Origin of the sequence: Glutamicibacter sp. V16R2B1 (assembly GCF_005774635.1) — a bacterium.
Classification (GTDB): domain Bacteria; phylum Actinomycetota; class Actinomycetes; order Actinomycetales; family Micrococcaceae; genus Glutamicibacter; species Glutamicibacter creatinolyticus.
The window spans coordinates 156,577-180,478 of sequence record NZ_VATX01000005.1 but is presented as its reverse complement, the minus strand read 5'-3'; the positions used below and the strand labels follow the sequence as shown (position 1 = coordinate 180,478).

22 protein-coding genes are annotated in these 23,902 nt (G+C 66.2%); 6 read left to right on the top strand and 16 right to left on the bottom strand.

What is annotated here, in order from left to right; genetic code table 11:
• Positions 1–35: 35 nt before the first annotated feature.
• Both FDN03_RS03125 and FDN03_RS16380 read right to left on the bottom strand, forming a co-directional pair.
• A complete protein-coding gene (locus tag FDN03_RS03125) occupies positions 36–914 on the bottom strand; it encodes a class II glutamine amidotransferase (RefSeq protein ID WP_138173993.1) in 879 nt (292 codons plus the stop codon).
• Between the two features lie 609 nt (positions 915–1,523).
• Complete coding sequence (locus tag FDN03_RS16380; RefSeq protein WP_171021113.1) at positions 1,524–1,883, bottom strand: metalloregulator ArsR/SmtB family transcription factor; 360 nt, start codon at positions 1,881–1,883, stop codon at positions 1,524–1,526.
• Positions 1,884–2,198: 315 nt separating this feature from the next.
• Between FDN03_RS16380 and zapE the strand changes: the two genes are divergently transcribed.
• From zapE to FDN03_RS03090, 6 genes are all read left to right on the top strand, one after another.
• Positions 2,199–3,257, top strand: a complete 1,059-nt coding sequence (gene zapE / locus FDN03_RS03115; protein WP_138173989.1) for an AFG1/ZapE family ATPase — start codon at positions 2,199–2,201, stop codon at positions 3,255–3,257.
• Between the two features lie 5 nt (positions 3,258–3,262).
• On the top strand, positions 3,263–3,904 hold the full coding sequence (locus tag FDN03_RS03110; protein ID WP_138173987.1) for a peptide deformylase: 642 nt from the start codon (positions 3,263–3,265) through the stop codon (positions 3,902–3,904).
• A complete protein-coding gene (locus tag FDN03_RS03105; RefSeq protein ID WP_138173985.1) occupies positions 3,904–4,740 on the top strand; it encodes a putative RNA methyltransferase in 837 nt (278 codons plus the stop codon). Before FDN03_RS03110 ends, FDN03_RS03105 begins: the two co-directional genes overlap by 1 nt.
• Positions 4,741–4,858: 118 nt before the next feature.
• Complete coding sequence (locus tag FDN03_RS03100; RefSeq protein WP_054821414.1) at positions 4,859–5,329, top strand: NfeD family protein; 471 nt, start codon at positions 4,859–4,861, stop codon at positions 5,327–5,329.
• A gap of 114 nt (positions 5,330–5,443) precedes the next feature.
• Positions 5,444–6,367 carry an SPFH domain-containing protein gene (locus tag FDN03_RS03095; protein WP_138173983.1) on the top strand — a complete coding sequence of 308 codons (924 nt, stop codon included), beginning with the start codon at positions 5,444–5,446 and terminating at the stop codon, positions 6,365–6,367.
• Between the two features lie 171 nt (positions 6,368–6,538).
• Positions 6,539–6,886: an RNA polymerase-binding protein RbpA gene (locus tag FDN03_RS03090; protein WP_054821413.1), complete on the top strand. Its 348-nt coding sequence runs from the start codon at positions 6,539–6,541 to the stop codon at positions 6,884–6,886.
• A gap of 190 nt (positions 6,887–7,076) precedes the next feature.
• On the opposite strand, the gene FDN03_RS03085 is transcribed toward FDN03_RS03090, so the two are convergent.
• The 14 genes from FDN03_RS03085 to FDN03_RS03020 all read right to left on the bottom strand — a co-directional run bounded on the left by FDN03_RS03085 (position 7,077) and on the right by FDN03_RS03020 (position 23,896).
• A complete protein-coding gene (locus FDN03_RS03085; RefSeq protein WP_138173981.1) occupies positions 7,077–7,811 on the bottom strand; it encodes a polyprenol monophosphomannose synthase in 735 nt (244 codons plus the stop codon).
• A 369-nt stretch (positions 7,812–8,180) separates the two neighbouring features.
• Positions 8,181–9,782, bottom strand: a complete 1,602-nt coding sequence (locus FDN03_RS03080) for an amidohydrolase family protein (protein WP_138173979.1) — start codon at positions 9,780–9,782, stop codon at positions 8,181–8,183.
• Positions 9,783–9,815: 33 nt separating this feature from the next.
• A complete protein-coding gene (locus FDN03_RS03075; protein ID WP_246049828.1) occupies positions 9,816–12,593 on the bottom strand; it encodes a DEAD/DEAH box helicase in 2,778 nt (925 codons plus the stop codon).
• 38 nt (positions 12,594–12,631) lie between these two features.
• The gene (gene tatC / locus FDN03_RS03070; RefSeq protein WP_054821779.1) at positions 12,632–13,390 is read right to left on the bottom strand and encodes a twin-arginine translocase subunit TatC; all 759 of its coding nucleotides are present in this window, start codon (positions 13,388–13,390) and stop codon (positions 12,632–12,634) included.
• Positions 13,391–13,464: 74 nt separating this feature from the next.
• Entirely contained in the window at positions 13,465–13,683 is a 219-nt protein-coding gene (gene tatA, locus FDN03_RS03065; RefSeq protein WP_054821780.1) for a Sec-independent protein translocase subunit TatA, read from the bottom strand.
• A gap of 35 nt (positions 13,684–13,718) precedes the next feature.
• The gene (locus tag FDN03_RS03060; RefSeq protein ID WP_138173977.1) at positions 13,719–14,078 is read right to left on the bottom strand and encodes a hypothetical protein; all 360 of its coding nucleotides are present in this window, start codon (positions 14,076–14,078) and stop codon (positions 13,719–13,721) included.
• Positions 14,079–16,091 carry a WYL domain-containing protein gene (locus FDN03_RS03055; RefSeq protein WP_138173975.1) on the bottom strand — a complete coding sequence of 671 codons (2,013 nt, stop codon included), beginning with the start codon at positions 16,089–16,091 and terminating at the stop codon, positions 14,079–14,081.
• Positions 16,092–16,187: 96 nt separating this feature from the next.
• The gene (locus FDN03_RS03050; protein ID WP_138173973.1) at positions 16,188–16,583 is read right to left on the bottom strand and encodes an FKBP-type peptidyl-prolyl cis-trans isomerase; all 396 of its coding nucleotides are present in this window, start codon (positions 16,581–16,583) and stop codon (positions 16,188–16,190) included.
• 36 nt (positions 16,584–16,619) lie between these two features.
• A complete protein-coding gene (locus tag FDN03_RS03045; RefSeq protein WP_138173971.1) occupies positions 16,620–17,549 on the bottom strand; it encodes an FKBP-type peptidyl-prolyl cis-trans isomerase in 930 nt (309 codons plus the stop codon).
• Positions 17,550–17,687: 138 nt separating this feature from the next.
• Positions 17,688–19,061 (bottom strand): Pup--protein ligase, encoded by a 1,374-nt coding sequence (gene pafA / locus FDN03_RS03040; protein WP_138173969.1) that lies wholly within the window; start codon positions 19,059–19,061, stop codon positions 17,688–17,690.
• Positions 19,062–19,152: 91 nt separating this feature from the next.
• Entirely contained in the window at positions 19,153–19,338 is a 186-nt protein-coding gene (locus tag FDN03_RS03035) for a ubiquitin-like protein Pup (RefSeq protein ID WP_138173967.1), read from the bottom strand.
• 118 nt (positions 19,339–19,456) lie between these two features.
• Positions 19,457–21,082: a depupylase/deamidase Dop gene (gene dop / locus FDN03_RS03030; protein ID WP_138173965.1), complete on the bottom strand. Its 1,626-nt coding sequence runs from the start codon at positions 21,080–21,082 to the stop codon at positions 19,457–19,459.
• Positions 21,079–22,716: a proteasome ATPase gene (gene arc / locus FDN03_RS03025; protein ID WP_138174267.1), complete on the bottom strand. Its 1,638-nt coding sequence runs from the start codon at positions 22,714–22,716 to the stop codon at positions 21,079–21,081. Before arc ends, dop begins: the two co-directional genes overlap by 4 nt.
• Before the next feature lie 169 nt (positions 22,717–22,885).
• On the bottom strand, positions 22,886–23,896 hold the full coding sequence (locus tag FDN03_RS03020; protein WP_138174265.1) for a tRNA (adenine-N1)-methyltransferase: 1,011 nt from the start codon (positions 23,894–23,896) through the stop codon (positions 22,886–22,888).
• Between the last annotated feature and the right edge of the window lie 6 nt (positions 23,897–23,902).

Sequence of the window (23,902 nt, the reverse complement as noted above, 5' to 3'; positions counted from 1 at the left end):
CATCAGCGGCACCCAATCACCCTGCACCGGAGCTGTTAAGCAGTCTTCGGTGGATGTTGCGAGGCTGCCGCCTTTTGATCCAGGTGTTCCAGCTTCAGCAGGTGCCGCGGAGGTTCATCAAAGATGACCTCGCTGGAAACCCGCAGGTCTTCACCGACCCGGATCAGTTCGCCAGATTCAAGCAGCCGCCAGTCATCATGGTCGGTCATCTTCTCGGTGGCGACTATGACCACATGACGGTCAGCAAGTTCAGGGCTGTGCGTCCGAATTCGACGGCTGTCGGCCACCAGGGCGTGGTCCTCACCGCCGCTCTTGGAAGTTCGGTCCAGGATATAGAGATCGTGGGTCTCGGGATAGCGCACTGCCCACAATTCATCTGCCGTGGTCAGAATCATGTTCAGGCTGTACACGGGCAGATTCTCGGCGATCCAGCCCAGGGCCGCCTTGATCCCGGCGCGTATATCGCCATTTGCCCTGCGGATCTCGGCAGTAATCAATGCAAAGACCCGTTCACTGTCGGTTTGGCCGCGCACCAGCGGCTCCGTGCCCAGTTCGCCCAGGCGCTCATCGAGGGCCTGCAGGCCCTCGACAATCCCATTGTGCGCAAAAAGCCGATTGTCTTCCTCAAACGGGTGCGTATTGATCTGCGTATGCGCGCCCGTGCTGGCATATCGGACATGGGCCAGGAACGTCTCGCTCTTCAGGTTCTTCGCTTCCTGGGCGAACTCACGGTCCTTCCAGGCCGTGAGTGGCTGCTTGTTCACGATGGCGTGCCCCGATGCGTCAAACGTGCCCACCCCGGTGCCATCCGGTTCATAATGGCTTTGAATCGCCAGGCTATTTGCCGCGTGCAGCAGCCAGAAGGTTGCCCTCGCTCGATCGTTACCTGCGTGCATCCCGAACAATCGGCACATGTTCCTACCTTAAGTTCCCCATTGAATTGAACACTTTCTCCACCATGGAGGGATCAGACGGGGATATTCAAGGATGGCCGATTTCCTATCAGTTTCCTTTCATCTTCTGCATGCACGCGAATCCGGGGTATGGCTTCTGGACACGACTGAGATCGCGAGATGGCCAGGGGAGCGGCCCCTGGAACCCACGGCACCAGCGAACGCAAGGTGCCGATGTTCCCACGCACTATCATGGACCTCTTCGGTGCGAGCTCGTCAGTTCGTGACCCTGGGCATTCTCGTTCCCGCATGCGAAGCCGAGGCAAACGCATCATGCGCCATATCGCCGTGTAATGAATCCGGTTGATCGTCAGCAAGCGCATCGAAGGTGTCTAAGCCGGGTTACCCGATGGCCGATTGGTGCCAGGTGATGGGAGCACGTAGCAGGCGACAAGAGGTCACCAAGGGGAGCCCTCAAGGGTATTCTGAAATCCTCTACTTTACATAATGTAGATTATCGGCTCTTTATGGAACTGAGGATTATCGGGGTAGTAGCACCCGTACCCGGGCCCTGGGTCGGCAGGTTCCTGCGCTGGGATATCCCATGGTGATGCTGCCTGGGTTCTGCCTTTAGTCCTCATCCTCGGGTTCCGCATTTGCCACGTCGAGCCGGTAGTCCGCGAAGTTCAGCGTCTGCGCGATGAACTGCTTGAGCCGCTCGTCGCTCATGGAATAGACCATGTGCCGACCTTCCTTGCGTGTCTGAAGCACACCCTTGGTTCGCAGGCGTGAGAGCAGCTGGCTGGCCACCGATGGACTGACGCCCACAAACTGCGATAGTTCCGACAGGGTGTGATCGGATGACGACAACGCCCACAGCATCTGTAGCCGAGCCGGGTCAGCCAACGTTTTCAGCACCGTCATCGACATCTCCAGCAGCTCGTTGGAAATGATCACATCACGAGCAGGTGTTACGGCATAGTCGGTCATTTCACTCACTCTCCCCGAACATCCACCGCAGTTCCATGGAATCGATACCGGTTCCATGCACGCCCTGGTGCTACCCATTATGGGCACCAGCCCACGATATGGCGAGGGGTCATCAGCAAATGATCTGCAGCACACCTGCGAGCAGTAGTGCCGCCCACTCCCCTGAAGCGAAACTGTTATTCCACTATGAAACCCGGTTTGACATGGGCTTTTAAGTTCTTCGTTGCAGGGTGTCAGACAACTGGGCGCTACGGAGCACTGCATGGGAGCATGGGGCCGATTTGAGTGGCCGGAAGCTGCTGGCAAACTGGTGGAATGCATGCCTCTGAAGCCCCGACAGCCCTGGGACGAATTAGTTGCACCGAACGCCAACAAATGCTCACCCACTTCCTGGAACGCCAGGCCATTACCCCAGATGAATCCCAGATGGAGCTAATGGGGGCGCTATCCCGGCTGTTGGACCCGGGGGCCAACAAGACGGCACCCACCGGCTGCTACATCTATGGCCCACCCGGGCGCGGAAAAACCATGATCCTGGACGCCCTGATGCTGACCCTGGATCCTGCCAGCAGCGCACGGATGCATTTCCACGAGTTCTTTGATGCGGTCAGTCGGGCCGGTGCTTCGGAAACCGGCCCCAAGGGATCGATCTTCATGCGCGGTCTGCAGCGCGAGCTGTCGGGTTTGGAGGTCCTGTGCTTCGATGAGTTCCATTGTGTTGAGCCCGGGGACGCGATGTTCATGGCGCGGCTGGTCGGCTACTGTCAGGAACACCGGATCAGGCTGATCACCACCTCGAACTACGCACCGGAATTCCTCTTGGATGACCCGTATTTCCACCATCTGATCGAGCCCACGATTGGCGTTGTGCGCAGCAGCTTCCTGGTTCACGAACTGGATCACCGGCTGGACTACCGCACGGTGCCCACGACGGCCTCGGCGGCCAGCGGCTACCGGGCCGGAAGCCTGAACGTTGGCGCTACTCCCCCGGCCCCGACCACCCCGCGAACCACCCTGCCCGTTGGCTACGACGAGATCGAACCGGTGTACATGCAGGGCACCGGGCTGCGCACGTCCTTTGACCAGCTGTGCCGCACCCGCCGCAACACCCGTGACTACCTGGAGATGAGCCGTCGCTTCGAACACTGGATCATCACCGACATTCCCGCGGTGGCGGACATGCCCATGGATGAACAGCGCCGATTCGCGAACCTGATCGACGTGCTTTACGACCACAACCGGGAAGTGCAACTGTACTGCGCGGACAACCTGCAGCGTCTGGGCCAGGCCCTGCAGGGCATCGAACGCGACCGGCTGCTCTCCCGCCTGGCCCAGCTGCCGGTTTCCGCAGCGGCTGGGCATCGGAAATACTAGGAACCATGGACTATAGCGAACTCGGCCCGGAGAAGTTGGGGCAGATCGTCGAGCAGGTGCTGCAGCACGCGCAGCAGAACGTGGCGCCCATCGTGCAGTTGGGCCACCCGGCCCTGCGCCAGCCGGCGCTGCCCTACGACGGCCAATTGGATGCGCCGACACTGAACGAACTGCTGCTGGTCATGCGCCACACCATGCACGCTGCCCCCGGTGTCGGGTTGGCGGCCGTGCAGCTGGGCATTCCGCTGCAGCTGGCCGTGCTGGAGGACCGGTATCCAATCGAGGCCGACGCCGCCCGCGAGCGGGAGCGCGAACCCCTGGACTACCTGGAGTTCATCAATCCGGGCTATACCCCGATCGGCGCGCGCCAGGCGGCGTTCTACGAGGGGTGCCTGTCCTTCAGCGGCTTCCAGGCGGTAGTCAGTCGGCCCACCGCCGTGCACGCCAGCTACCTGGACCGTGACGGCAACCCGCAGGAACGCGACTTCTCCGGCTGGCAGGCGCGCATCGTGCAGCACGAGATCGATCACCTGCGCGGCACGGTCTACATTGACCGGGCCGAGACCCGCTCCCTGATCTGCGCCTCCGAGGCCTTCCGCTACCCCGGGTTCGACCTGGACCAGGCGCGCAGCCTGCTGGGGTTCTGATGCCATCCACGACTTTGCGTTGCCCGCTGTGCCAGTTTCCCCTGGAGCGGTTCGCTGACCCACGCCCGAGCCTGCGCTGCGACAACGGGCACCGTTTTGATGCCGCCAAGCAGGGGTACTTCAACTTCCTGACCGGCAAAGGCACGAACTTCGTTGAGGACACCGCCCCGATGGTCGCCGCCCGGGCGGCCTTCCTCGAGGCCGGACACTACCTGCCGCTGGCCGAGGCCATCATCGCCGCCGCCAGGCTGCCGGAGGATCGGGCGCCGCTGCACCTGCTGGATGCCGGGGCCGGCACCGGCTACTACCTGGGCCAGCTGCTGCGCGCGGCGGGCTCGCGCACCGTGGATGCCGTGGCGCTGGACATTTCCCGCTATGCGATGCGCCGTGCCGCAAAACTGCCTGACACCACGGCGCTGGTGTGGGATGTGTGGCGCACCCTGCCCACCGCGGACGCCTCGCGCCAGGTGGTGCTCAACTGCTTCGCCCCGCACAACCCGGCCGAGTTCCGCCGGGTCCTCTCCCCCGGTGGCACCTGCGTGGTGGTCACCGCCCTGCCCACTCACCTGCAGGAGATCCGCCAGGAGCTGCAGATGCTGGGAATCGCCCCGGATAAGGAAGAGCAGCTGGTGGCCCGGTTCGCTGCGGCCGGGCTGGAGCTGCTCGACTCGCGGGAGCTGAGCTACCCCATGGAACTGGACCCCACGGCGCTGTACAACCTGGCGTTCATGGGGCCGGCCGGGCATCACCTGGATGAACAGGCGCTGGCGGCCACCGTCGGGCGCCTGGGTCCGCGCCGGGTCACCGCCGCCTTCGGCATTTACTCATTCGGATAGTGCGAAACCAAATATCCCCCTAAGTGACTACCGACATCCAGTGGCGCATGCGGCAGAATGGAGGCAAAGCCGACCGGACTGACGGGTCGGCTGAACTCGTAAACGAAGGTATGAGGCATTGAGTACAGCGCAATGGGTTCTAAGCAACGCCTGGGTCATCTGGCTCGCGGTGTTCCTGCTGTTGGCGATCGTGGAGATGCTGTCACTGGACCTGTATTTCATCATGCTCGGCGTTGGTTCGCTCGGCGGATTGGCCGTGGCCCTGGCGGGCGGCCCGGGCTGGCTGCAGGTGGTGGTGTTCGGTCTGGTGTCACTGGCAATGGTTTTGCTGGTGCGCCCGATTGCCATCAGGCATTTGCGCAAGGCGCCGGAGGGGTTCCGCACGAACATTGACCGGTTGATCGGCCAGGACGCACTGGTGCTCGAACCGGTCTCCCGGATCTCCGGGCGTGCCAAGATCGTCGGGGAGGTCTGGACGGCCCGCACCGACGTGGACCAGCCGAGCATGGACCCCGGCAGCTATGCCGTCGTCAGCCGCATCGAAGGGGCGACCGCCTATTTGAAGCTGAAGCCCGAGGCCGACCTTTAACACCCGTCAGCTCCCCCGGTGCGCCCCCTGACCGGATGCGCGGCCACGGCAAACCCGCCGGCCAGGGAGCAGACCAAAGACCAAATCATCAACGCACCAAGAAAGTGAGTACCCATGGAGTCCAATTCACTTGGGCTGATAATCGTGCTCGTGGTTCTGGCGATCTTCGTGATCGTCGTGCTGCTGCGCAGCGTGCGCATCGTACCCCAGGCCCGCGCCGGCATCGTCGAGCGCCTGGGCAAGTACAACCGCACCCTGAATCCCGGGCTGACGATCCTGATCCCCTTTGTTGACCGACTGCTGCCGCTGCTGGATCTGCGTGAACAGGTTGTCTCCTTCCCGCCCCAGCCGGTGATCACCGAGGACAACCTGGTGGTCTCCATCGACACCGTGGTCTACTTCCAGATCACCGAGCCGCGCGCGGCGACCTATGAGATCGCGAACTACATCCAGGCCGTTGAGCAGCTGACCACCACCACGCTGCGTAACGTGGTCGGCGGGCTGAACCTGGAAGAGGCGCTGACCAGCCGCGACCAGATCAACGGCCAGCTGCGCGGGGTGCTGGATGAGGCCACCGGCAAGTGGGGCATCCGCGTCTCCCGCGTCGAGCTGAAGGCCATCGACCCACCGATCTCGATCCAGGACTCGATGGAGAAGCAGATGCGCGCCGAACGTGACCGCCGCGCCGCGATCCTCACCGCCGAGGGCACCAAGCAGTCCGACATCCTCACCGCCGAAGGTGAACGCCAGGCCGCCATCCTCAAGGCCGAGGGTGACGCCCAGGCCTCGATCCTGCGCGCCGACGGTGAAGCCCAGGCAATCCAGAAGGTGTTCGACGCGATTCACGCCGGACGCCCGGACCAGGAGCTGCTGGCCTACCAGTACCTGCAGACCCTGCCGAAGCTGGCCGAAGGCACCTCGAACACGCTGTGGGTCATCCCCAGCGAGGTCACCGAGGCCCTGAAGGGCATCGGCGGCGCGCTGGGCGGCGTATCCGACTCGGCTCGGAAGAACGACTCGGGCTCCACGGGCATCTAATACCCGGTTCCGCCCTATGATTCAGTCCCCAACGGCGGGATCCGGAAACGGGTCCCGCCGTTGGCACGTATAATGGTTATTTTGGGTGCCGGCCACTGGAGCGGGGAATCTTTTGGCCACACCGACCGTTGGAATGTGTAGCGTACACGAAGACCTCTCGTAAGGAGTAACATGAGCGATCGCAGCCTACGAGGCATGCGCCTGGGCGCACAGAGCATGGAATCTGAGGCAGGTGTAGAGCCGGCTGCACGCCAGCGCGTGGAATACCAGAGCGAGGACGGCGAACGCGTCTTCGTGGTGTTTGCCGCTGAAGCCGACATCCCGGCCACCTGGCTGACCAAGGCCGGCAAGGAAGCCAAGCTGGTGCACGGCGAAGCCAAGGAGGCCGAGCCGACCAACGAGAAGCCGGTTCGTACCCACTGGGACATGCTGCTGGAGCGCCGCTCGGAAGAGGAACTGGAAAAGATCCTGGCCGACCGCCTGACCCAGCTGCGCGCCTCGCGCGGCGAAGCGGTCTAGGACGCGTCCTTCCGCCACAAGCACACGGTGAGGCTGCCCTTCCCCACGGGGAGGGCAGCCTCACCTTTTGCGTCTCGCGCCGTGTTCCGCCTTAGGCCCAGGGACGGCGGGGAAAGGAAAACGCCGCGCACCCGGGCCGGTGGGCCCGAACGCGCGGCGTCCTGTTCTTGGCGGCAAAGCGCCGCAGCGGCTACTTCTGCAGCTTGCCGGTCAGCTTCTTCCAGCGGGCCGACAGGCCCCAGCGGGTGACGTTCAGCATCGCCTCAACCACGATGTTTCCGCTCATCTTCGAATCCCCCAGCTCGCGTTCCACGAATGTCACCGGGACCTCGACGATGCGCTTGCCCAGCATGGCCACGCGGAAGGTCATATCCACCTGGAAGCCGTAGCCGCGCGATTCGATCGCGTCGAAGTCGATGGCCTCCAGGGTTTCGCGTTTGAAGGCGCGGTACCCGGCGGTGATGTCCTTCAGCGGCAGGCCCAGCAGGGTACGCGAGTAGAAGCTGCCGCCGCGGGAGATGATCTTGCGCGAGAGCGGCCAGTTGACCACTTCCCCGCCCTTGACCCAGCGCGAACCGATCACCAGGTCGGCGCCCTCGGCGCTGGCCTGCAGCAGGCGGGGCAGCTGTTCGGGCATGTGCGAGCCGTCCGCGTCCATTTCCACGATGACGTCGTAGTCGCGCTCCAGGGCCCAGCGGAAGCCGGCGATGTAGGCCGCGCCCAGCCCTTCCTTGCCCTTGCGGTGCATGACGTGGATCTGGCTGTCCTCGGCCGCCATCTTGTCGGCCAGCTCCCCGGTGCCGTCGGGCGAGTTGTCGTCGGCAATGAGCACGTCGGCGTCCGGCACGGCCTTGCGCAGTCGTCCCACCGTCAGGGGCAGTGACTCCAGCTCGTTGTACGTGGGGATGATCGTAATGACGCGCACGCGGCACCTTTCTCGAATTCTGCTTGGCATCCCCGCCAGCTCGGTCCGGGGGAATTAGTCCAAATTCAAATTATAGTCACCCGGGCAGCGTTCAACCGCGTTGTGACACAGTTGATCCCCGGTGACTTCGGCCCTATCCCCCACCGCACGGCAGGGAATGTTATCTAAGGTCACCGGGGATCAACTTGATGTGCTACGCCGCAGGGGCCCGGAAAGCGGCCCGCGGCGTGGCGCTGATCACCAGCCTAGTCCCCTACCCACCGGTTGTGTCAACCATCCGGTGACTACTGGATACACAAACTTGCGCCAAGTCACACATGCAATCAGCGCTTCCTGGCAGTTGCCTTTCCGGGGGTTTGGGGCGCGGTGCTAGGAGCGTACCGGCAGCGCTTCGAACAGGGTGATTCCGGCCCGCACGGTGCGCAGGCATTCGGGGATCTGCTCGTCGATGACCGGCAGCAGCGGGGTGCCGGCCCGGGCATCGGTGGACCAGGAGGAGATGCGCTCATCGGGGGTCTGCACGGCCAGTTCGGAGGCGCTCCACACCGCGAAGGTGGCCGGGGCGCCGATCACCAGCTGCCCGGTGTACGGACTGGCCTGGCCCATGGCGCGGTAGGCGGAACGGGTCTGGGCCAGGAACGCGGCCCGGGCCGAGATCCGCCCGGCCGGCTGGTTCAGCCGCATCGCCGCCCGCACGGTCGCCCAGCCATCCACCTCGGTGACCGGGGCGTCCGAGCCGAGCACCACCGGCACCCCGGCGGAGAGCATCGCGGCCAGGTTGTTCATCTGCCCGGCCCGCTCCCCCAGGCGCTGGCGGTACATGCCGTGCTCCGCGCCCCAGTACTCGTCGAAGCGTGGCTGCATGGACACGGTGATCGAGTAGGCCAGCAGGCGCTGGCGGCTGGCCTCATCCACCATTTCGGCGTGCTCCAGGCGGTGCCGGCCGGCCTGCAGCCGGGCCACGCCGATGCGTTCGGCGGCCAGGTCGAACCCGTCCAGCACGGTGTCCAGTGCTGCGTCGCCGATGACGTGGAAACCGGCCTGGGTGTTGGTTTCGCTGCAGGCAACCAGGTGGGCGGCGATTTGCTCCGGTTCCAGGAACAGGGTGCCGCGCTCACCCGGCGCGTCGGCGTAGTCCTCGCGCAGGGCCGCGCTGCGGCTGCCCAGCGAGCCGTCCACCTTCAGGTCCCCGCCCAGGCCCAGCAGCCGCGGCGAATCGAATTCGTCCGCCAGCGCGCGGGCCTCATCCGCGCCGCTGACCGCCTGGCCCCAGTAGGCGTAGACCTCGGGCAGCTGCGGGTCATCCTCTGCCAGCAGCGCCTTCAGCGTCGGCTTGCCGCCCAGGTGTTCGGCGGCCATTTCCACGACCACCGCGAAGCCGCGGGAGGCGTAGTGCTCCAGTGCCCGGCGCTGGTGGGCGGACACCCGGGCCGGGTCGGCGTCCAGGGCGGCGGCGATCTTATCGCGTTCGGCGCCGTGCACCAGGCCCGGGGTGATGTCCTTGAGCTGCAGCAGCTCCAGCAGCCGCTGGTTGACCAGGGCGCTGTGCTTGTCGATGCGGGGCAGGTAGTAGCCCTTGCCGCCGGCCGCGGCCTCCAGCTGCTCGGTGGCGGGCAGCTGCCCGGTGGCCCAGCGGGTTTCGTCCCAGCCGTGGGCGGTGATGATCTGCCCCTCAGTTGCCCCGGCCAGCTCCCGCAGCCGCGCAACCAGGTCCTCGGGGCTGCGGCCGGCGCTGAGGTCCTCACCGGCCAGCACGGCCCCCAAATCCGCCAGGTGGGTGTGGGAGTCCACGAAGGCCGGGGTGACGAGCCCGCCCTCAAGGTCGATGACCTCATCGGCGCGTTCGGCCTGGCGGTCGGCGGCTTCCTCCCCGCCGATCCAGGCGACGGTGTTCCCGTCGATCATCATTGCGGTGGCGAACGGGTCGGCCGACGAGTAGATCGATCCGTTGCGGTACAGGGTCAGTGCCATGAATTCCTAGTCCTCAATCCGCACCTGTAGGTGCTAATCCAATACATTCGAGTACGCCACCACGCCGCGCTTGACCAGGTCCACGGCCTTGCGCGCGTTCTTGGACAGCCTGGTGGGCAGGTCAGGGTTCTTGGCCAGCTGGTCCAGGGTGTCGATGACCTGCTTGGCCCAGCGCACGAAGTCCCCGGGGGCCAGATCCGCCCCGCGCAGGCAGGTGTTCAAGGTGGCGCCGCGTGCCCACTTGTACATCGGCCAGATCAGCCCGGACTCCGGCGGGGCGGTGGGTTCCAGGCCCTTGGCCTCCTCCACGTCCGAAAGCTGCGCCCAGGACTTGACCATCAGCTCCCACACCCCGGCCACCCGTTCGGTGGGCATCTTCGGGTCCGGGCGGTCATAGTCGCGCCGGGCCTGGTAGACCAGGGCGGCGGTGACGGCGCACAGCTCTTCGGCGTTCAGCGAGTTCAGCGCCCCGGTTTCCAGCACCCGGCTGGTCAGCAGGTCGCGTTCGCCGTAGATGCGGCGCAGCCGGCGCCCGGCATCGGTGATGACCGGTTCGTCGTCCTCGGCCTGCGGGGCGATGTAGCCGAAGTGCTCGAGCACCGCGAAGACCTTGTCGAACTGCTTGGCGATGGTGTTGGTGCGTCCGGAGATCTGCCGGCGCAGCCGGTCGGTTTCCTTCTTCAGCTTCCAGTAGCGTTCGGCCCAGCGGGCGTGCTCCTCACGGTCCGAGCAGTGGTGGCAGGGGTGGTCCTGCAGCTGGCGGCGCAGCCCCTCCACCTCGCGTTCGAAGTTGTCGCTGCCGGCGTAGTCGAACCCGGCCGCGTCCTTGCGCGGGGGCCGGTGCTCGTGGATGGCGTTGCGCAGCGCCGCGGCCAGGTCCTTGCGTTCCTTGGGTGACTTGCCAGTGAACGCCTTGGGCACCTTGATCCGCGAGACGATCTCCAATGGACCGCGCAGGTCCTCCACGGAGAGCCGGCGCAGCCGGCCTTCCTCGGTGAGCACGGTGTGCCGCGGGTCGTAGAGCGAGGTGTCCACCTCCACGATGACGGCCCGGCCAAAGCGCCGCGAGCCGGGCAGGTCCACCACGTCCCCGCGGATCACCGCCTGCATGGACTTCTCCGCCGCCGAACGGCGTTCGTGCTGGCGGTTGCGGGAGAAGTTCTTCTCCGCCGCGCTCAGCTTGCGGCGCAGCGCACTGTATTCCTGGAAATCCCCCAGGTGGCACTGCATGGCCTTCTGGTAGCCGGCCAGGGATTCCTCGCGGGACTGCACCTGGCGGGCCAGACCCACCACGGAGCGGTCGGCCTGGTACTGGGCGAAGGAGGACTCCAGGATCCGGCGGGTCTGTTCCCGGCCGAACTGGGCGAGCAGGTTGGTGGACATGTTGTAGGTGGGGCGGAAGCTGGAGTTCAGCGGGTAGGTGCGCTTGGAGGCCAAACCGGCCAGCGCCTCGGGTTCTACCTCCGGGTTCCACATCACGATGGAGTGGCCCTCGATGTCGATGCCGCGCCGTCCGGCCCGCCCGGTGAGCTGGGTGTACTCCCCGGCGCTGATCTGCACGTGTGCTTCACCGTTGAACTTCACCAGCTTTTCCAGCACCACCGAACGGGCCGGCATGTTGATGCCCAGGGCCAGGGTCTCGGTGGCGAAGACGACCTTGAGCAGGCCGCGGGCGAACAGGTCCTCGACGATTTCCTTGAAGATCGGCAGCAGCCCGGCGTGATGGGCGGCGTATCCGCGCATCATCGCGTCCCGCCAGGACCAGAACTCGAGCACCTCCAGGTCATCGGAGGGGATCCGGTAGGCGACTTCCTCCAGCGCCTCGGCGATCTCCGCGGCTTCCGCATCCGTGGTCAGGCGCAGGTCCGCCATCGCGCACTGGTGCACGGCATTGTCGCAGCCCTTGCGGGAGAAGATGAAGAAGATCGCCGGCAGCAGCGCGGCCCGGTCCAGTGCGATGATGCTCTGCGGGCGGGTGGCGCGGGCCGCTTCGGGATGCGGCGGGGTGTAGCGGTCCCGCGAGCCGCCCCGGCGTCCGCGCCCGCCGGGGCGGAAGGGCCGGGTGAGCTTGCGCAGGTCCGGGTTCACCGCCGCGCGGGACTGCTGTCCGGCGGTCTGGTCGAAGGAGACGTCCTCGGCGAACAGGTCCATCAGCTTCGTGCCGACCATGACGTGCTGGAACAGCGGGATCGGACGGTGTTCGGAGACGATGATGTCGGTGTCCCCGCGCACCGTGTCCAGCCAGCCGCCGAACTCCTCGGCGTTGGAGACGGTGGCGGAGAGGGAAATGATCTGCACGTTCTGCGGCAGGTGCAGGATCACTTCCTCCCACACGGCCCCGCGGAACTTGTCGGCCAGGTAGTGCACCTCGTCCATCACCACGTAGCCCAGCCCGTCCAGGGTGCGTGAGTCGGCGTAGAGCATGTTGCGCAGCACCTCGGTGGTCATCACCACCACCTGGGCTTCGGAGTTGATGGAGGTGTCCCCGGTCAGCAGGCCCACGTTGCGCGCCCCGTGCACCTTGACCAGGTCCGAGTACTTCTGGTTGCTCAGCGCCTTGATGGGGGTGGTGTAGAAGGCCTTGCGGCCCTGGGCCAGGGCCTGGAAGATCGCGAACTCCCCGACCACCGTCTTGCCGGCCCCGGTGGGGGCGGCCACCAGCACCCCCTTGCCCTGGGCGACCGACTGGCAGCCCTGCTCCTGGAACGGGTCCAGGTCGAATCCGAGGCTGGCACGGAAGTCGGGCATCAGGGTGCCGCGCTCAACTGCCCGGGCCTTGGCCTGCTGGTAGCGTTCGGCTGGGGTGCTCACTTTGACTCGGTGTCTCCTAGGTTGGGGGTTGGCCGACTCTACTCCAGACGTTCCCCGCGAGCCAGCCGTTCATTCTCGGCTTCCTGCTCGGCAAGTTTCTTGGAGCGTTTGCGGTCGTTGAGGTAACAGATCAGGGTGGCTGCCGCGAAGGTGAGGAACAGCGGGCCGGCCAGGGCGAACATGGTGATCGCATCGCCGCCGGGGGCGGCCATCGCGGCGACCAGGGCGATCAGGAAGACGGTGATGCGCCAGTTCTTCAGGATCAGCCGGGCCGGCAGCACGCCGACCATGTTCAACCCCACCATCAGCACCGGCACCAGCATGGCCAGCCCGAAGGCCAGCAGCAGCCGGAAGATGAACGGCAGATAGTTGTCGATCGTCAGCAGCATCTCCGAGTTTTCCGGGGCCAGGCCGACGAAGAACTGCAGGGCGAAGGGCAGCACGTAATAGGCCATCGCGACCCCGCCCAAAAACAGCGGCACCGCGGCGGCGGCGAAGGAGTACCCGAGGCGGCGTTCGTTCTTCTTCAGTCCCGGGACGATGAACGCCCACAGCTGGTAGAGCCACACCGGTGAGGAGAGGACCAGGCCGATGAACAGCGAGACCTTGAGCATGATGTCGAAGGGCGACATCACCGCCGCGTAGTTCACCGAGCCGCCGGCGGCCAGGACCGGGGTGAACAGCAGGTCCAGGACCTCGTCGTAGAAGAAGAACCCGGCGACGGTGGCCAGGGCCAGCGCGATCAGCGCCTTGAACAGGCGGTTGCGTGCTTCGGCCAGGTGCTCCCGCAGCGCCATCCGGCCTTCGGGGTCCTTGGGCCGCCGTTTCTTCCGCCCGCTGGTATCTGGTTGTTTAGCCACAGAGATGAGTGTTAGGAGTTCTTCTTCTCGTCGTTCTTGGGGTCGACGAATTCGCCGTCGATGGTTTCGTTCTTGGCGTCGTCATCGTCCTTCATCTTGCGCACCTCGGACTTGAAGATCCGCAGCGACTGACCCATCGAACGGGCCATGCCCGGAAGCTTCGGGGCGCCAAAGAGCAGCAGTGCCAAGACGATGATGATGACCAGGTGCCATCCCTGTAATCCACCCATGGGATTTCCCTTCTTTTGTTGCCTTTAAGTCTACGTCAGAACAGGTGTACGTCGTACACGTTCTGGCGCTGGTTCCGGGCGTCACGGCGGGCCACCCGGGCGGCGCGGCGGGCCTCAACGCGCTCGGCCTTGCCCGTCTCCTTCAGCTGCCGGATCTGATGCGGATCCCCGTGGGTCGCATCGGTGCCGCTGGGGTAGGTGCGCGGGCGCGGGGTGTAGTCCACCACGGTGCCGGGTTGTGCCATATCGGAGGAGAGCTTGTCCGCGGCGTCGCCCAGGCTTTGCATGACGCTCATGCCGCGGCGGAAGAGGCGGAAGCCGGCCACGATGGCGGCCAGCAGCGTGGCCAGGATCAGCACGGTCCACAACAGGACCCAGAACCACCAGGGAAGCATCTATGAATCATCCTCATTCGTGTTGCGTTCGGCACCCAGCCAGGTGTTGACGTAGTCCACGGCCTCGGCGGGAGCGACCACAGCAATCCTACCCCCATGGCGGGCCACCAGCGGGGCGAGCACCGAGTAGTGTGAGAAACGCACCTTCGCCAGGTAGCCGCCGTCGATCTTCTTCGACCAGGCGTCGGGCTGGTACGCCTCGATCTGCGCCACCCGGCTCTGGTCGATGAACAGTTCCACCTGCGGATCCTGCTCGGTGGCCGCGTAGCGCAACTGCGGCTGGCCGCTGTCCTCATGGCGCCGGCCCAGGGTGAAGTGCTCCCCGGTGGTGTTGGCCGCCAGGATCCGGTCCAGCCGGAAGGTCAGGATCTTTTTCCGGGTGCGGCACCAGGCGCGCAGGTAGCGCCGCTGCCCGTCCTCCACGAAGCGGATTGGTTCGATCTCGCGTTCGTGGTGGCTGCCCGAGGAGAGCGAGTAGTAGTCGATGCGCACCACCTGGTGCTCGCGCACCGCCCGGGCCAGCAGCGCATCCGCGTCCTGCTCGCGCACCTGGTTCAGCGCAAAGCCCAGCGCCCCGTTCCACCCCTCGAAGCGGGCGACCGCCTCATTGAGCTTGGCCAGTGCCGAGTCCAGGGTGGCGCGGTGTTCAAAGTTCGGGATGCTGGCCAGCGCGTTCAGCCCGCCCAGGACCGCCACCGCCTCCATGGGGGCCAGCTTCTGCGGTTCGGCCAGCAGCGCCGCGTTGGAGATGGAGACCCAGTCGGTGTCCAGGTCCCCGTCGTTGACGTTGATCAGTTCATCGTGCTGCCCGCCGGGGACCCCGCACATCATGATCAGCGCCAGCTCCTGGCGCACCTTGGCCGGGCTGAGCTCGTAGCGTTCGGCCAGTTCGGCCACCGTGGTCCCGCCCTGGGCGACCACGTACTGGATCATGTCGATGTTGCGCATCACCTGCTGGGCGGTGGTGCCGCGCCCGGTGGAGCGCCGCGGCTGGTATTTCACCTCAAGCCCGGCGTAGCGTTCGGCCACCTGGCGCTGCCTGGTGCGGGCCTGCTCCAGCAGGCCGGCCACCTGTTCGGCCAGCGCCTGCGGGCCGAGCACGCTCAGGTGCGGCCCGTAGCCGGCCAGTTCGGTGGCGAACGCCTCCTGGTCGGCGTAGGCGATCACCAGGGTGTCCCCGGGGGTGCCGGGCTCGGCTGGCGTGGTTTCCAGGGCCCGGGCGCGCAGCGGCAGCGCCGCCTCGGCGTGGATGCGCACCGTGGCCAGTTCGGCGTGGTGCTGCAGGTCGAAGTCCTGCAGCACCTGGGACATGGAGAACCCTTCGGGGCGCGGGTGGTAGGTGCTGCCCTTGGGCAGGGTGGAAAGGGTGAAGCTGCCGGTGATGCGCGAGAGGCGGAAGACCCGGCGCTCGTTTCGGCTGTGGTCATACCCGGTGAAGTACCACTGCCCGTAGCGCTGGCCGATCCCCCACACGTCCACGGTGCGTTCGCTGTGCTGGCCGCCGGCGTCCCGGTAGGTGAAGTGCACGCTCTTGCGGTTGAACACGGCCAGCGCGCAGGCCTTGAAGTTCGGGTCGTCCATGGACAGCCGCGGCAGGTAGGAGCCCAGGTACGGGGCGATGTCCTCGGTGCTGGGCTGGGCGCCGGTGAGCCGTTCGGTGGCGCTGCGGGCCAGGGCCTGCAGCTTGGAGTCCTTCCACAGCGTGGCGGCCAGGGCGATCAGCGCGCTCTCCGCGGCGCTGAAGGAGATCGGCGGCAGGTACCAGTCGGTGGTGTCGATGCGGTAGTGCAGCACCCCGTCGTAGTCCTCGGTGACCAGGCGCAGCCCGAATTCGTTGCGGATCTCGTCCTTGGCCCGTTCGATCGCCTTTTCCCGGGCCTCGGGGTTCCCGCCCGGGTTCAGGTAGTCGCCGATGCGTTCGGCGGTCCATTTGCGCTGGCTGGTGGACAGCGCGTAGATCAGGCTGGTCAGCCGTTCGGCCCTGCTGGGCCCTTCGCTCTGCTTTGTGCTCACGTGCCTACAATAGCCAATCCGGGTGGGGGTTTCGTGCAGGTTAAGCACAGCTGGCCCCGACGGAATCGGGGCCAGCTGTGCGGGTGTGACCTGCGGCTACTTGATGCCCATCAGGTCCACGACGAAGATCAGTGCCTCGTTCGGGCCGATGGCCCCGGGGGCGCCGGCCGCGCCGTAGGCCAGCTCGGAGGGGATCTCCAGGCGGCGGCGTCCGCCGACCTTCATGCCCAGCAGGCCCTGGTCCCAGCCCTGGATGACCATGCCCACGCCGACAGGGAAGTCCAGGGTGGAGCCGCGGTTCCAGGAGGCGTCGAATTCCTCACCGGTGGACCAGGCCACGCCCACGTAGTGGGCCTGCACGGTGGTGCCCGGGGTGACTTCCGCACCGGTGCCCTCGATCAGGTCGGTGATGACCAGTTCGGTGGGCGCCTCGGTGCCCGGGAAATCGATTTCCGGCTTGCTGCGATCGTAGTTGCGTTCGCCAAACGACATGCGTGTCGCCTTTCTGTGGGTGATGATGGGCCGAGGTTATTCGGCGTTGGAGACCTTGGTCAATTCTACGTAGAACACCAGCGGGCCGGAGGGACCCTGGGTGGCGTTGTCGCCGTAGGCCATGTCCGAGGGGACGCTGAGCAGCAGCTTGGAGCCTTCCTTCTGTCCGCTCAGGCCCTTGGTCCAGCCGGAGATGACCTGGGAGAGGTTGAACTTGGCGGTGTCTTCGCTGTCGAAGTTGCCGTCGAACTTCTTCCCGTCGGCCCAGGTGACACCGTGGTACTTGACCTCCACGTCGGAGTTCTCGGTGGCTTGCGCGCCCTTGCCCTCCTCCAGCACGTCCACGGCCAGGCCCTGCGGGGCCTGGGTGTCCTTCGGGATGCTGATCTTCGGTTCCTTCTCGCTGGTGTCCACGCTCGGCAGCTGCTTGGCGTCCTTCAGCTCCTTGACCTTGGACTGCTCCAGCACGGTGCTTGGGTCGCTGGCCGACTCGACGTTCATCACGATGATGCGTTCGGCGCGGGCGCCGTCCTCCGGCTCGGAGACGCTGCCGTCGGACTTCGGGTTGCTCTCCACGGTGGTGTAGGCGATCCAGGAGCCGACCTTGGAACCGATCAGGGTGTCGTACAGTTCGGGCATCTGCTGCTTCATGGTGTCATCGACCTTCATCGGCACCGCTTCGCCGGTGAAGTTCTCATCGACCTTCATCCCGTCGATGTTCTTGTAGATGCCGGACTTCAGCTTGATGGTCTGGCCCTCGGAGATTTCGTTCCCCTCGCCTTCGACCAGCACCTGGGCCTCGGACTTCTCGGTCAGCAGCGGGGCGTCGATCTTCACCGACGGTTCGCTGTTGGCGTCCGCCCCGGGCTTCACCTCGATCGAGTCCAGCGAGGTGCTGGAGCCGGCACCGCAGGCGGTGAGGGCGAGCACGGAGGCGGTGACACATACTGCCAGGACTTTGCGCACAGATTCTACTTTCGTAGCAGGTTCATCGTTTGCAGCCCGCCGCTAGCCGGTGGCGCGGCGGGAGGACTTTTTCCACATTAATGCGGGAATCTGTGAAAATTCTAATTCCCCGCTGGCTAAACCGGCGATGCGCGGCACCTAGACCGGCTGGCGCATCAGCTCGATCAGCTCATCGACCCGCGGATCTTCGGTGGCGAACGGATCCTTGCACAGCACCACTCCCCCGGGTCCCTCCTCGTATTTCATGTGCACCCAGTCGGTGGAGTAGCGCCGGCCGGTGGCCCGGGCGGCATTGACGAACTTGGCGCGGATCGCCGCGCGGGTGGTCTGCGGCGGGTGGTTGACCGCGTGGCGGATCTGCTCGTTGGAGACCACGGTGCTGGCCATCCCGCGCTTCGCCAGTAGGTGGAAGAGCCCGCGGGCCGGGTCGATGTCGTGGTAGGTCAGGTTCAGTTGGGCGATCCGGTGCGAATCCATGCCCAGGTTGTGCTTGGCCGCGTACCCGGTGAGCAGCTTGTGCTTGATCGCCCAGTCGATGTCGGTGTCGATCAGTGAGAAGTCCTGCTCCTGCACGGCGGTGAGGGTGTGTTCCCACAGTTCCATGATGCGCGGGACCAGCTCGTGGTGGGCGCCGTGGCGGTCCAGGAAGTTCTGCACGGTTTCCAGCAGCTGCCACTGGATCTGCAGGGCGGTGGGTTCGTCCCCGCCCATCAAGCGCACCACGGTCTGCCCGGTGAAGTCGTGGGAGACCTGACGGATGGAGCGGATCGGGTTCTCCAGGCGCAGGTCGTGGTAGATCTCCCCGGATTCGATCATCCGCAGCACCAGGTCGGTCGCCCCGACCTTCAGCAGCTGGGTGGTCTCGCTCATCGAGGAGTCCCCCACGATCACGTGCAGCCGGCGGTAGAGTTCGGCGTCCGCGTGCGGTTCGTCGCGGGTGTTGATGATCGGCCGGGAGCGGGTGGTCGCCGAGGAGACGCCCTCCCAGACGTGGTCGGCGCGCTGGGAGAAGACGAAGCGGGTCTGCCCGTCCACCTCCACCAGGTGCCCGGCGCCGGTGAGCATCTGCCGGGTGACCAGGAACGGGATGAGCATGTCGGCCAGCCGCTTGAATTCGGTGCGCCGGGAGATCATGTAGTTCTCGTGGCAGCCGTAGGAGTTGCCGGCCGAGTCGACGTTGTTCTTGAACAGGTAGAGCTTGCCCTGGTGCCCGGCGTCGGCCAGGTCCTCCTCGGCCTGCTCGACCAGGTCCAGCAGGATCGCCTCCCCGGCCCGGTCGTGGGCGATCAGCTGGGGCAGCTGGTCGCATTCGGCGGTGGCGTACTCGGGGTGGGAGCCCACGTCCAGGTAGAGCCGGGAGCCGTTGCCCAGGAACACGTTGGAGGACCGTCCCCAGTCCACCACCGGCTTGAACAGGTGCCGGGCCGCGTCCTCCGGGGTCAGCCGCCGCCCGTCCAGCGGGACGTAGCTGAGCCCGTACTCGGTTTCGATCCCAAAGATCCTGCGGTCCACGTGCTGGTCCCTTCCGGCTGCCGGCACAGCCCTGAGTCAAAGTTGGTGGTGCGCCAGGCCACTGCCCGCCGCGGGTGAAGGCGGCCTGGGCCTACTGGCCGCCCTTTTGGACGAAGCCGCGCACGAATTCCTCGGCGTTGGTCTCCAGCACCGAGTCGATCTCGTCAAGCAGGTCATCCACCCCGGCTTCGGTGCCCTGGGTGTGGGTCAGGGCCTGCTCGACCTGCTGTTCCTGTTCCTGACGGTTGCTGCGCGGGGAAATGCTTTCCTGGCTCATGCTTACTCCTTCTTCGTGGTGGCTGGTGGCGCCGGCGGGTCGGTGGGCCGCTGACGGGACAGCCGTTCTGCTTATGGAATTGGGGCCGCACCGTGCCGGTGGGCGCTTGCTGCCATTGTCAGCCGACCGGGTGCTGCTTGGCCAGCTCACTAAGGAACTGCGAAATCTCCAGCTCCGCCTCGAACAGCTGGCCCACCTCGGCGCGGGTGCCGCGCAGCGGCTCGGGCAGCGGGATGCGCCGGACGCGCCGGGCCCCGGGCATGGACAGGGACAAAGCATCCCAGTTGGCGGCGATTACGTGGTCTGCATAGTGCTGCAGCACCTTGCCGCGCAAGAACGCACGGGTGTCCGCCGGCGGTTCAGAAACCGCCACGGCGATCTGGTCCTCGCTGTACAGGGTCTCCATCATCCCGCGCGCGGCCAGCCGGTAGTACAGGCCCTTGTCCTTGCGCAGGTCAGCCCACTGCAGATCCATCAGCGCCACCTTCGGGTCATCCAGGCCCACCCCGTGCCGGGCGGCGAACCCGGTGATCAGCTGCTGCTTGGCCACCCAGTCCACGGTGCGCGCGGCCTTGGCCGGGTCGGTGGCCAGCACCTGCAGGGTTTCACGCCAGCGGGTGAGGATCTCGGTGGTGTGCTCATCGGTGATCCCGCGTTCGGTGCAGTACGCCTCGGCGGCGTCCAGGTAGCGCTGCTGGATCTCGATGGCGCTCAGCTGCGCACCCCCGCGCAGCCGCACGGCGGTGCGCAGCGAGGTGTCGTGGCTGATAGCCTGCAGCGCCCCCACCGGGTCGGCCAGCTCCAGGTCCGGGGCCTGTCCGGCCTCGATCAGCGAGAGCACCAGGTTGGTGGTGCCCACCCGCAGCAGGGTGGAGACCTGGCCCAGGTTCGCGTCCCCGATGATCACGTGCAGCCGGCGGTACTTCTCCCAGTTGGCGTGCGGTTCATCCCGGGTGTTGATGATCGGGCGGTTGATGGTGGTTTCCAGCCCCACCTCGGCCTCGAAGAAGTCCGCGCGCTGGGAGATCTGGAAGTCGGCGCCCCCACCGAGCTGGCCGCGGCCCACCCGACCGGCGCCGCAGATGATCTGCCGGCTGGCGAAGAACGGGGTCAGGCCCTCGACCAGGCGGGCGAAGTCGATTTCGCGCGGCACCAGGTAGTTCTCGTGCGCCCCGTAGGAGACGGACTTGTTGTCGGTGTTGTTCTTGTACAGCAGCAGTTCCCCGCCGCCGCGCTGGGCGGCGTGGGCGGCGGCCAGGCGCACCACCTCGTCCCCGGCCTGGTCGTAGAGCACCGCGTCGCGCGGGGTGGTGACCTCCGGGCTGGAGTATTCGGGGTGGGCGTGGTCCACGTAGAGCCGGGCGCCGTTGCCCAGGACCATGTTCATCACCACGTCGGTGGACTCGGCCTCCTGGTACAGGGTGCGCCCGATGCGCGCATCCCCGCCGTCCAGCGCGATGGACTCCGCGTCCCAGACCTTGGTCTCCTCCACGGTGGGTTCCACGTCGGTCAGCTGGCTGGGGTGGGCCTGCTCGCGGCTGATGGTGTAGCCGCGCGCATCACGCAGCGGGGTTTCGTCGCTGTAGTCCCAGCGGGCGGCGCGCCGGGCCGCGTCCCCGTGGCGCACCAGCTGGGCGTAGCCGTCCACGATCTGGGCGGAGAGCACGGTGGCGTTGGCCTTGGGCATGCCCGGGCGGATGACCCCGTACTCGGTCTCCAGCCCGACCAGCCGCCGGGCGCTCACTGGGCACCCCGCGCGTCGACCAGGGAGCGGATGTGGCTGATCTTCTCCCCCTTGCGCCCGGAGATCCGGGCCCAGTCATCCGGGTTGGTGGTGTTGGGCATGTCCTCGTGTTCGGCGAACTCCTCACGCACCGCGGCCAGCAGGTACTCCATCTTCAGCCCGCGTTCCCCGGTGGTCAGCAGCGCCTTGATGGCCCGCTTCTTGGCCCGGTCCACCACATTGCGGATCACCGCTCCGGAGGCGAAGTCCTTGAAGTACAGGATCTCGGTGTCCCCGTTGACGTAGGTGACCTCCAGGTACTGGTTGGAGGCGTCGGTGGCGAACATGTCCGCCACGGTGCCGTGGATCATCCGCTGCACGGTGGCCTGCGCGTCCCCGCCGTCGGCGGCGACCTCGGATTCGTGCAGCGGCAGGTCGGTGGTCAGGTACTTGCCGAAGATCTCCGCGGCACCCTCGGCGGTGGGGCGGCGGATCTTGATCTTCACATCCAGCCGGCCCGGGCGCAGGATCGCCGGGTCGATCATGTCCTCACGGTTTGACGCGCCGATCACGATCACATTGTCCAGCCGCTCCACGCCGTCGATCTCGGCCAGCAGCTGCGGGACAATGGTGGTCTCCACGTCGGAGGACACCCCGGTGCCGCGGGTGCGGAACAGCGAGTCCATTTCGTCGAAGAACACCACCACCGGGTCTCCGTGCAGCGCCTTTTCCCGGGCGCGGGCGAAGATCAGGCGGATGTGGCGTTCGGTTTCGCCCACGTACTTGTCCAGCAGCTCCGGGCCCTTGATGTTCAGGAAGTAGCTGCGGGCCTCGGCGCGCCCGGACTTCGCGGCCGCGCGGGCGGCCAGCGAGTGGGCGACCGCCTTGGCGATCAGGGTCTTGCCGCACCCGGGAGGACCGTAGAGCAGGATGCCCTTCGGGGCGCTCAGCCCGTGTTCGCGGTACAGCTCCGGATGGCTGAAGGGCAGCTCCACCGCGTCCTGGATCGCCTCGATCTGGTTGCTCAGCCCGCCGATGTCGGAGTAGGAGATGTCCGGGACTTCCTCCAGCACCAGGGACTGCATGTCGGTCAGCTGCACCCGGTTCATGGCCAGCCCGGTGCGCGGGTCCAGGGTGAGCTGGTCCCCCACCCGCAGGTGCTCCTGGCGCAGCGGCTGGGCCAGGAGCACCACCCGCTGGTCATCGGCGCGGGCCATCACCACGACCTGGTGGTGCTCCAGGATTTCCTTGATGGTCACCAGTTCACCGGTGTGCTCGTAGCCCAGGGCGGCGACGATCACCATCGCCTCGTTCAGCAGCACCTGCTGGCCCACGTGCAGCTTCTCGAAGTCCAGCAGCGGGCTGATGCCCACCCGCAGGCGCCGCCCGCCCTGGGAAATGTCCGCGGACTGCACGGCGGTGGATTCGATCCCGGTGCCCGCCTCGGGGTGCTGGCGCGGGTGCTTGGCCAGGATGGTGCCGTGGCTGAAGGGGGTGTCCCCGTCCTTTTCCAGGGCCGACTTCAGATCCACGATCTGTTCGCGGGTGCGTTCGAGCATGGCCACCAGGCGCTGGTTGTTGCCGCTGAGCGTGGCCAGCTGCCGGTCCAGGTTGCGGTTCTTGTCCCGCAACACGTTGACCTGGCGTTCGGTCATGGACAGTCGTTCGGTCAGTTCCTGGTCATTGTGCTCGGACACTTGATCCCTCCCACGGCATCGGCAACGGTCAGCTGGCCCATTAATGGGTTTCCCGTCTTAGGTCATCCTACGGAGCAAGTACGCCGCACCGTAATCCGATGAGCGAATGTTGCCCACATACTGGAATCTACTCCTGTTCACGCACCCGTGCAGGGCGAGTTGCATCACGTGCGGCCCGGCGCAGCTTCTTGTCCGAGACCCCGCGCTCCCCCAGGGCCTCGGGCGTCCATTCGGATTCGTCGTGGTCCCTGGTCCAGGCCGAGACGTCCTCGGCGGCGAAGTTGTGCTCCTTCACGCGCTTGGCCTTCGGGATGCCCTGGGAGTCATCGGCCAGCCGGCGGGCGGTGATCAGAAACGCGGTGTGCGCCACCATCCGGTGGTCCGGGCGCACCGCCAGCCCGTCCACGTGCCAGCCGCGCACCAGGGTTTCAAAGCATTCGGGTTCGGTGAACTGCCCGGAGGCGCGGATCGCCTCGACCACCCGGGACATCTGGGTCACGGTGGCCACGTAGTTGGTCCACACCCCGCCGGGGGCCAGCACGGTGGCGACCGCGTCCAGGCATTCCCAGGGGCTGAGCATGTCCAGCACCACCCGGTCCACGCTGCCCGGCTCCTCCAGTTCGACCACCTTGTCCTGGAAGTCCCCGATGGAGATCTGCCAAGCCGGGTGCTCGCCGCCAAAGACGGTGTCCACGTTCCCGCGGGCAATCTCGGCGAACTCCTCCCGGCGTTCGAAGGAGTGCAGGAACCCGGTGTCCCCGATGGCGCGCAGCAGCGAGATCGACAGGGCCCCGGACCCCACCCCGGCCTCCACCACGCGGGCTCCGGGGAAGATGTCCCCGAACTGCACGATCTGCGCGGCGTCCTTCGGGTAGATCACCGCCGCCCCGCGCGGCATGGACAGCACGTAGTCCTTCGCCAGCGGGCGCAGCAGCTGGTAGCGGTAGCCCTCCACGTTCTCGATGACCGACCCGTCGGGCAGCCCGATGATCGCATCGTGTTCCAGGATGCCCTTGTGCGAGTGGAACTGCCCGCCGGCCTCCAGGGTGATGGTGTTGATGCGGCGCTTCTCATCGGTCAGCTGCACCCGGTCCCCGACCCGAAACGGTCCGCGGCGGGCGGCGGCCCCGTGGGGCATGCTGGC

Coding starts and splice junctions, on each gene's coding strand:
- FDN03_RS03090 (WP_054821413.1), top strand. CDS start 6,539: ATGAGCGATCGCAGCCTACGAGGCATGCGCCTGGGCGCACAGAGCATG.
- FDN03_RS03105 (WP_138173985.1), top strand. CDS start 3,904: ATGCCATCCACGACTTTGCGTTGCCCGCTGTGCCAGTTTCCCCTGGAG.
- FDN03_RS03035 (WP_138173967.1), bottom strand. CDS start 19,338: ATGAGCCAGGAAAGCATTTCCCCGCGCAGCAACCGTCAGGAACAGGAA.
- tatC (WP_054821779.1), bottom strand. CDS start 13,390: ATGGCGCTGCGGGAGCACCTGGCCGAAGCACGCAACCGCCTGTTCAAG.
- zapE (WP_138173989.1), top strand. CDS start 2,199: ATGCATGCCTCTGAAGCCCCGACAGCCCTGGGACGAATTAGTTGCACC.
- FDN03_RS03110 (WP_138173987.1), top strand. CDS start 3,263: ATGGACTATAGCGAACTCGGCCCGGAGAAGTTGGGGCAGATCGTCGAG.
- FDN03_RS16380 (WP_171021113.1), bottom strand. CDS start 1,883: ATGACCGACTATGCCGTAACACCTGCTCGTGATGTGATCATTTCCAAC.
- FDN03_RS03060 (WP_138173977.1), bottom strand. CDS start 14,078: ATGCTTCCCTGGTGGTTCTGGGTCCTGTTGTGGACCGTGCTGATCCTG.
- FDN03_RS03080 (WP_138173979.1), bottom strand. CDS start 9,782: ATGGCACTGACCCTGTACCGCAACGGATCGATCTACTCGTCGGCCGAC.
- FDN03_RS03020 (WP_138174265.1), bottom strand. CDS start 23,896: ATGCCCCACGGGGCCGCCGCCCGCCGCGGACCGTTTCGGGTCGGGGAC.
- arc (WP_138174267.1), bottom strand. CDS start 22,716: ATGACCGAACGCCAGGTCAACGTGTTGCGGGACAAGAACCGCAACCTG.
- FDN03_RS03095 (WP_138173983.1), top strand. CDS start 5,444: ATGGAGTCCAATTCACTTGGGCTGATAATCGTGCTCGTGGTTCTGGCG.
- FDN03_RS03125 (WP_138173993.1), bottom strand. CDS start 914: ATGTGCCGATTGTTCGGGATGCACGCAGGTAACGATCGAGCGAGGGCA.
- tatA (WP_054821780.1), bottom strand. CDS start 13,683: ATGGGTGGATTACAGGGATGGCACCTGGTCATCATCATCGTCTTGGCA.
- FDN03_RS03050 (WP_138173973.1), bottom strand. CDS start 16,583: ATGTCGTTTGGCGAACGCAACTACGATCGCAGCAAGCCGGAAATCGAT.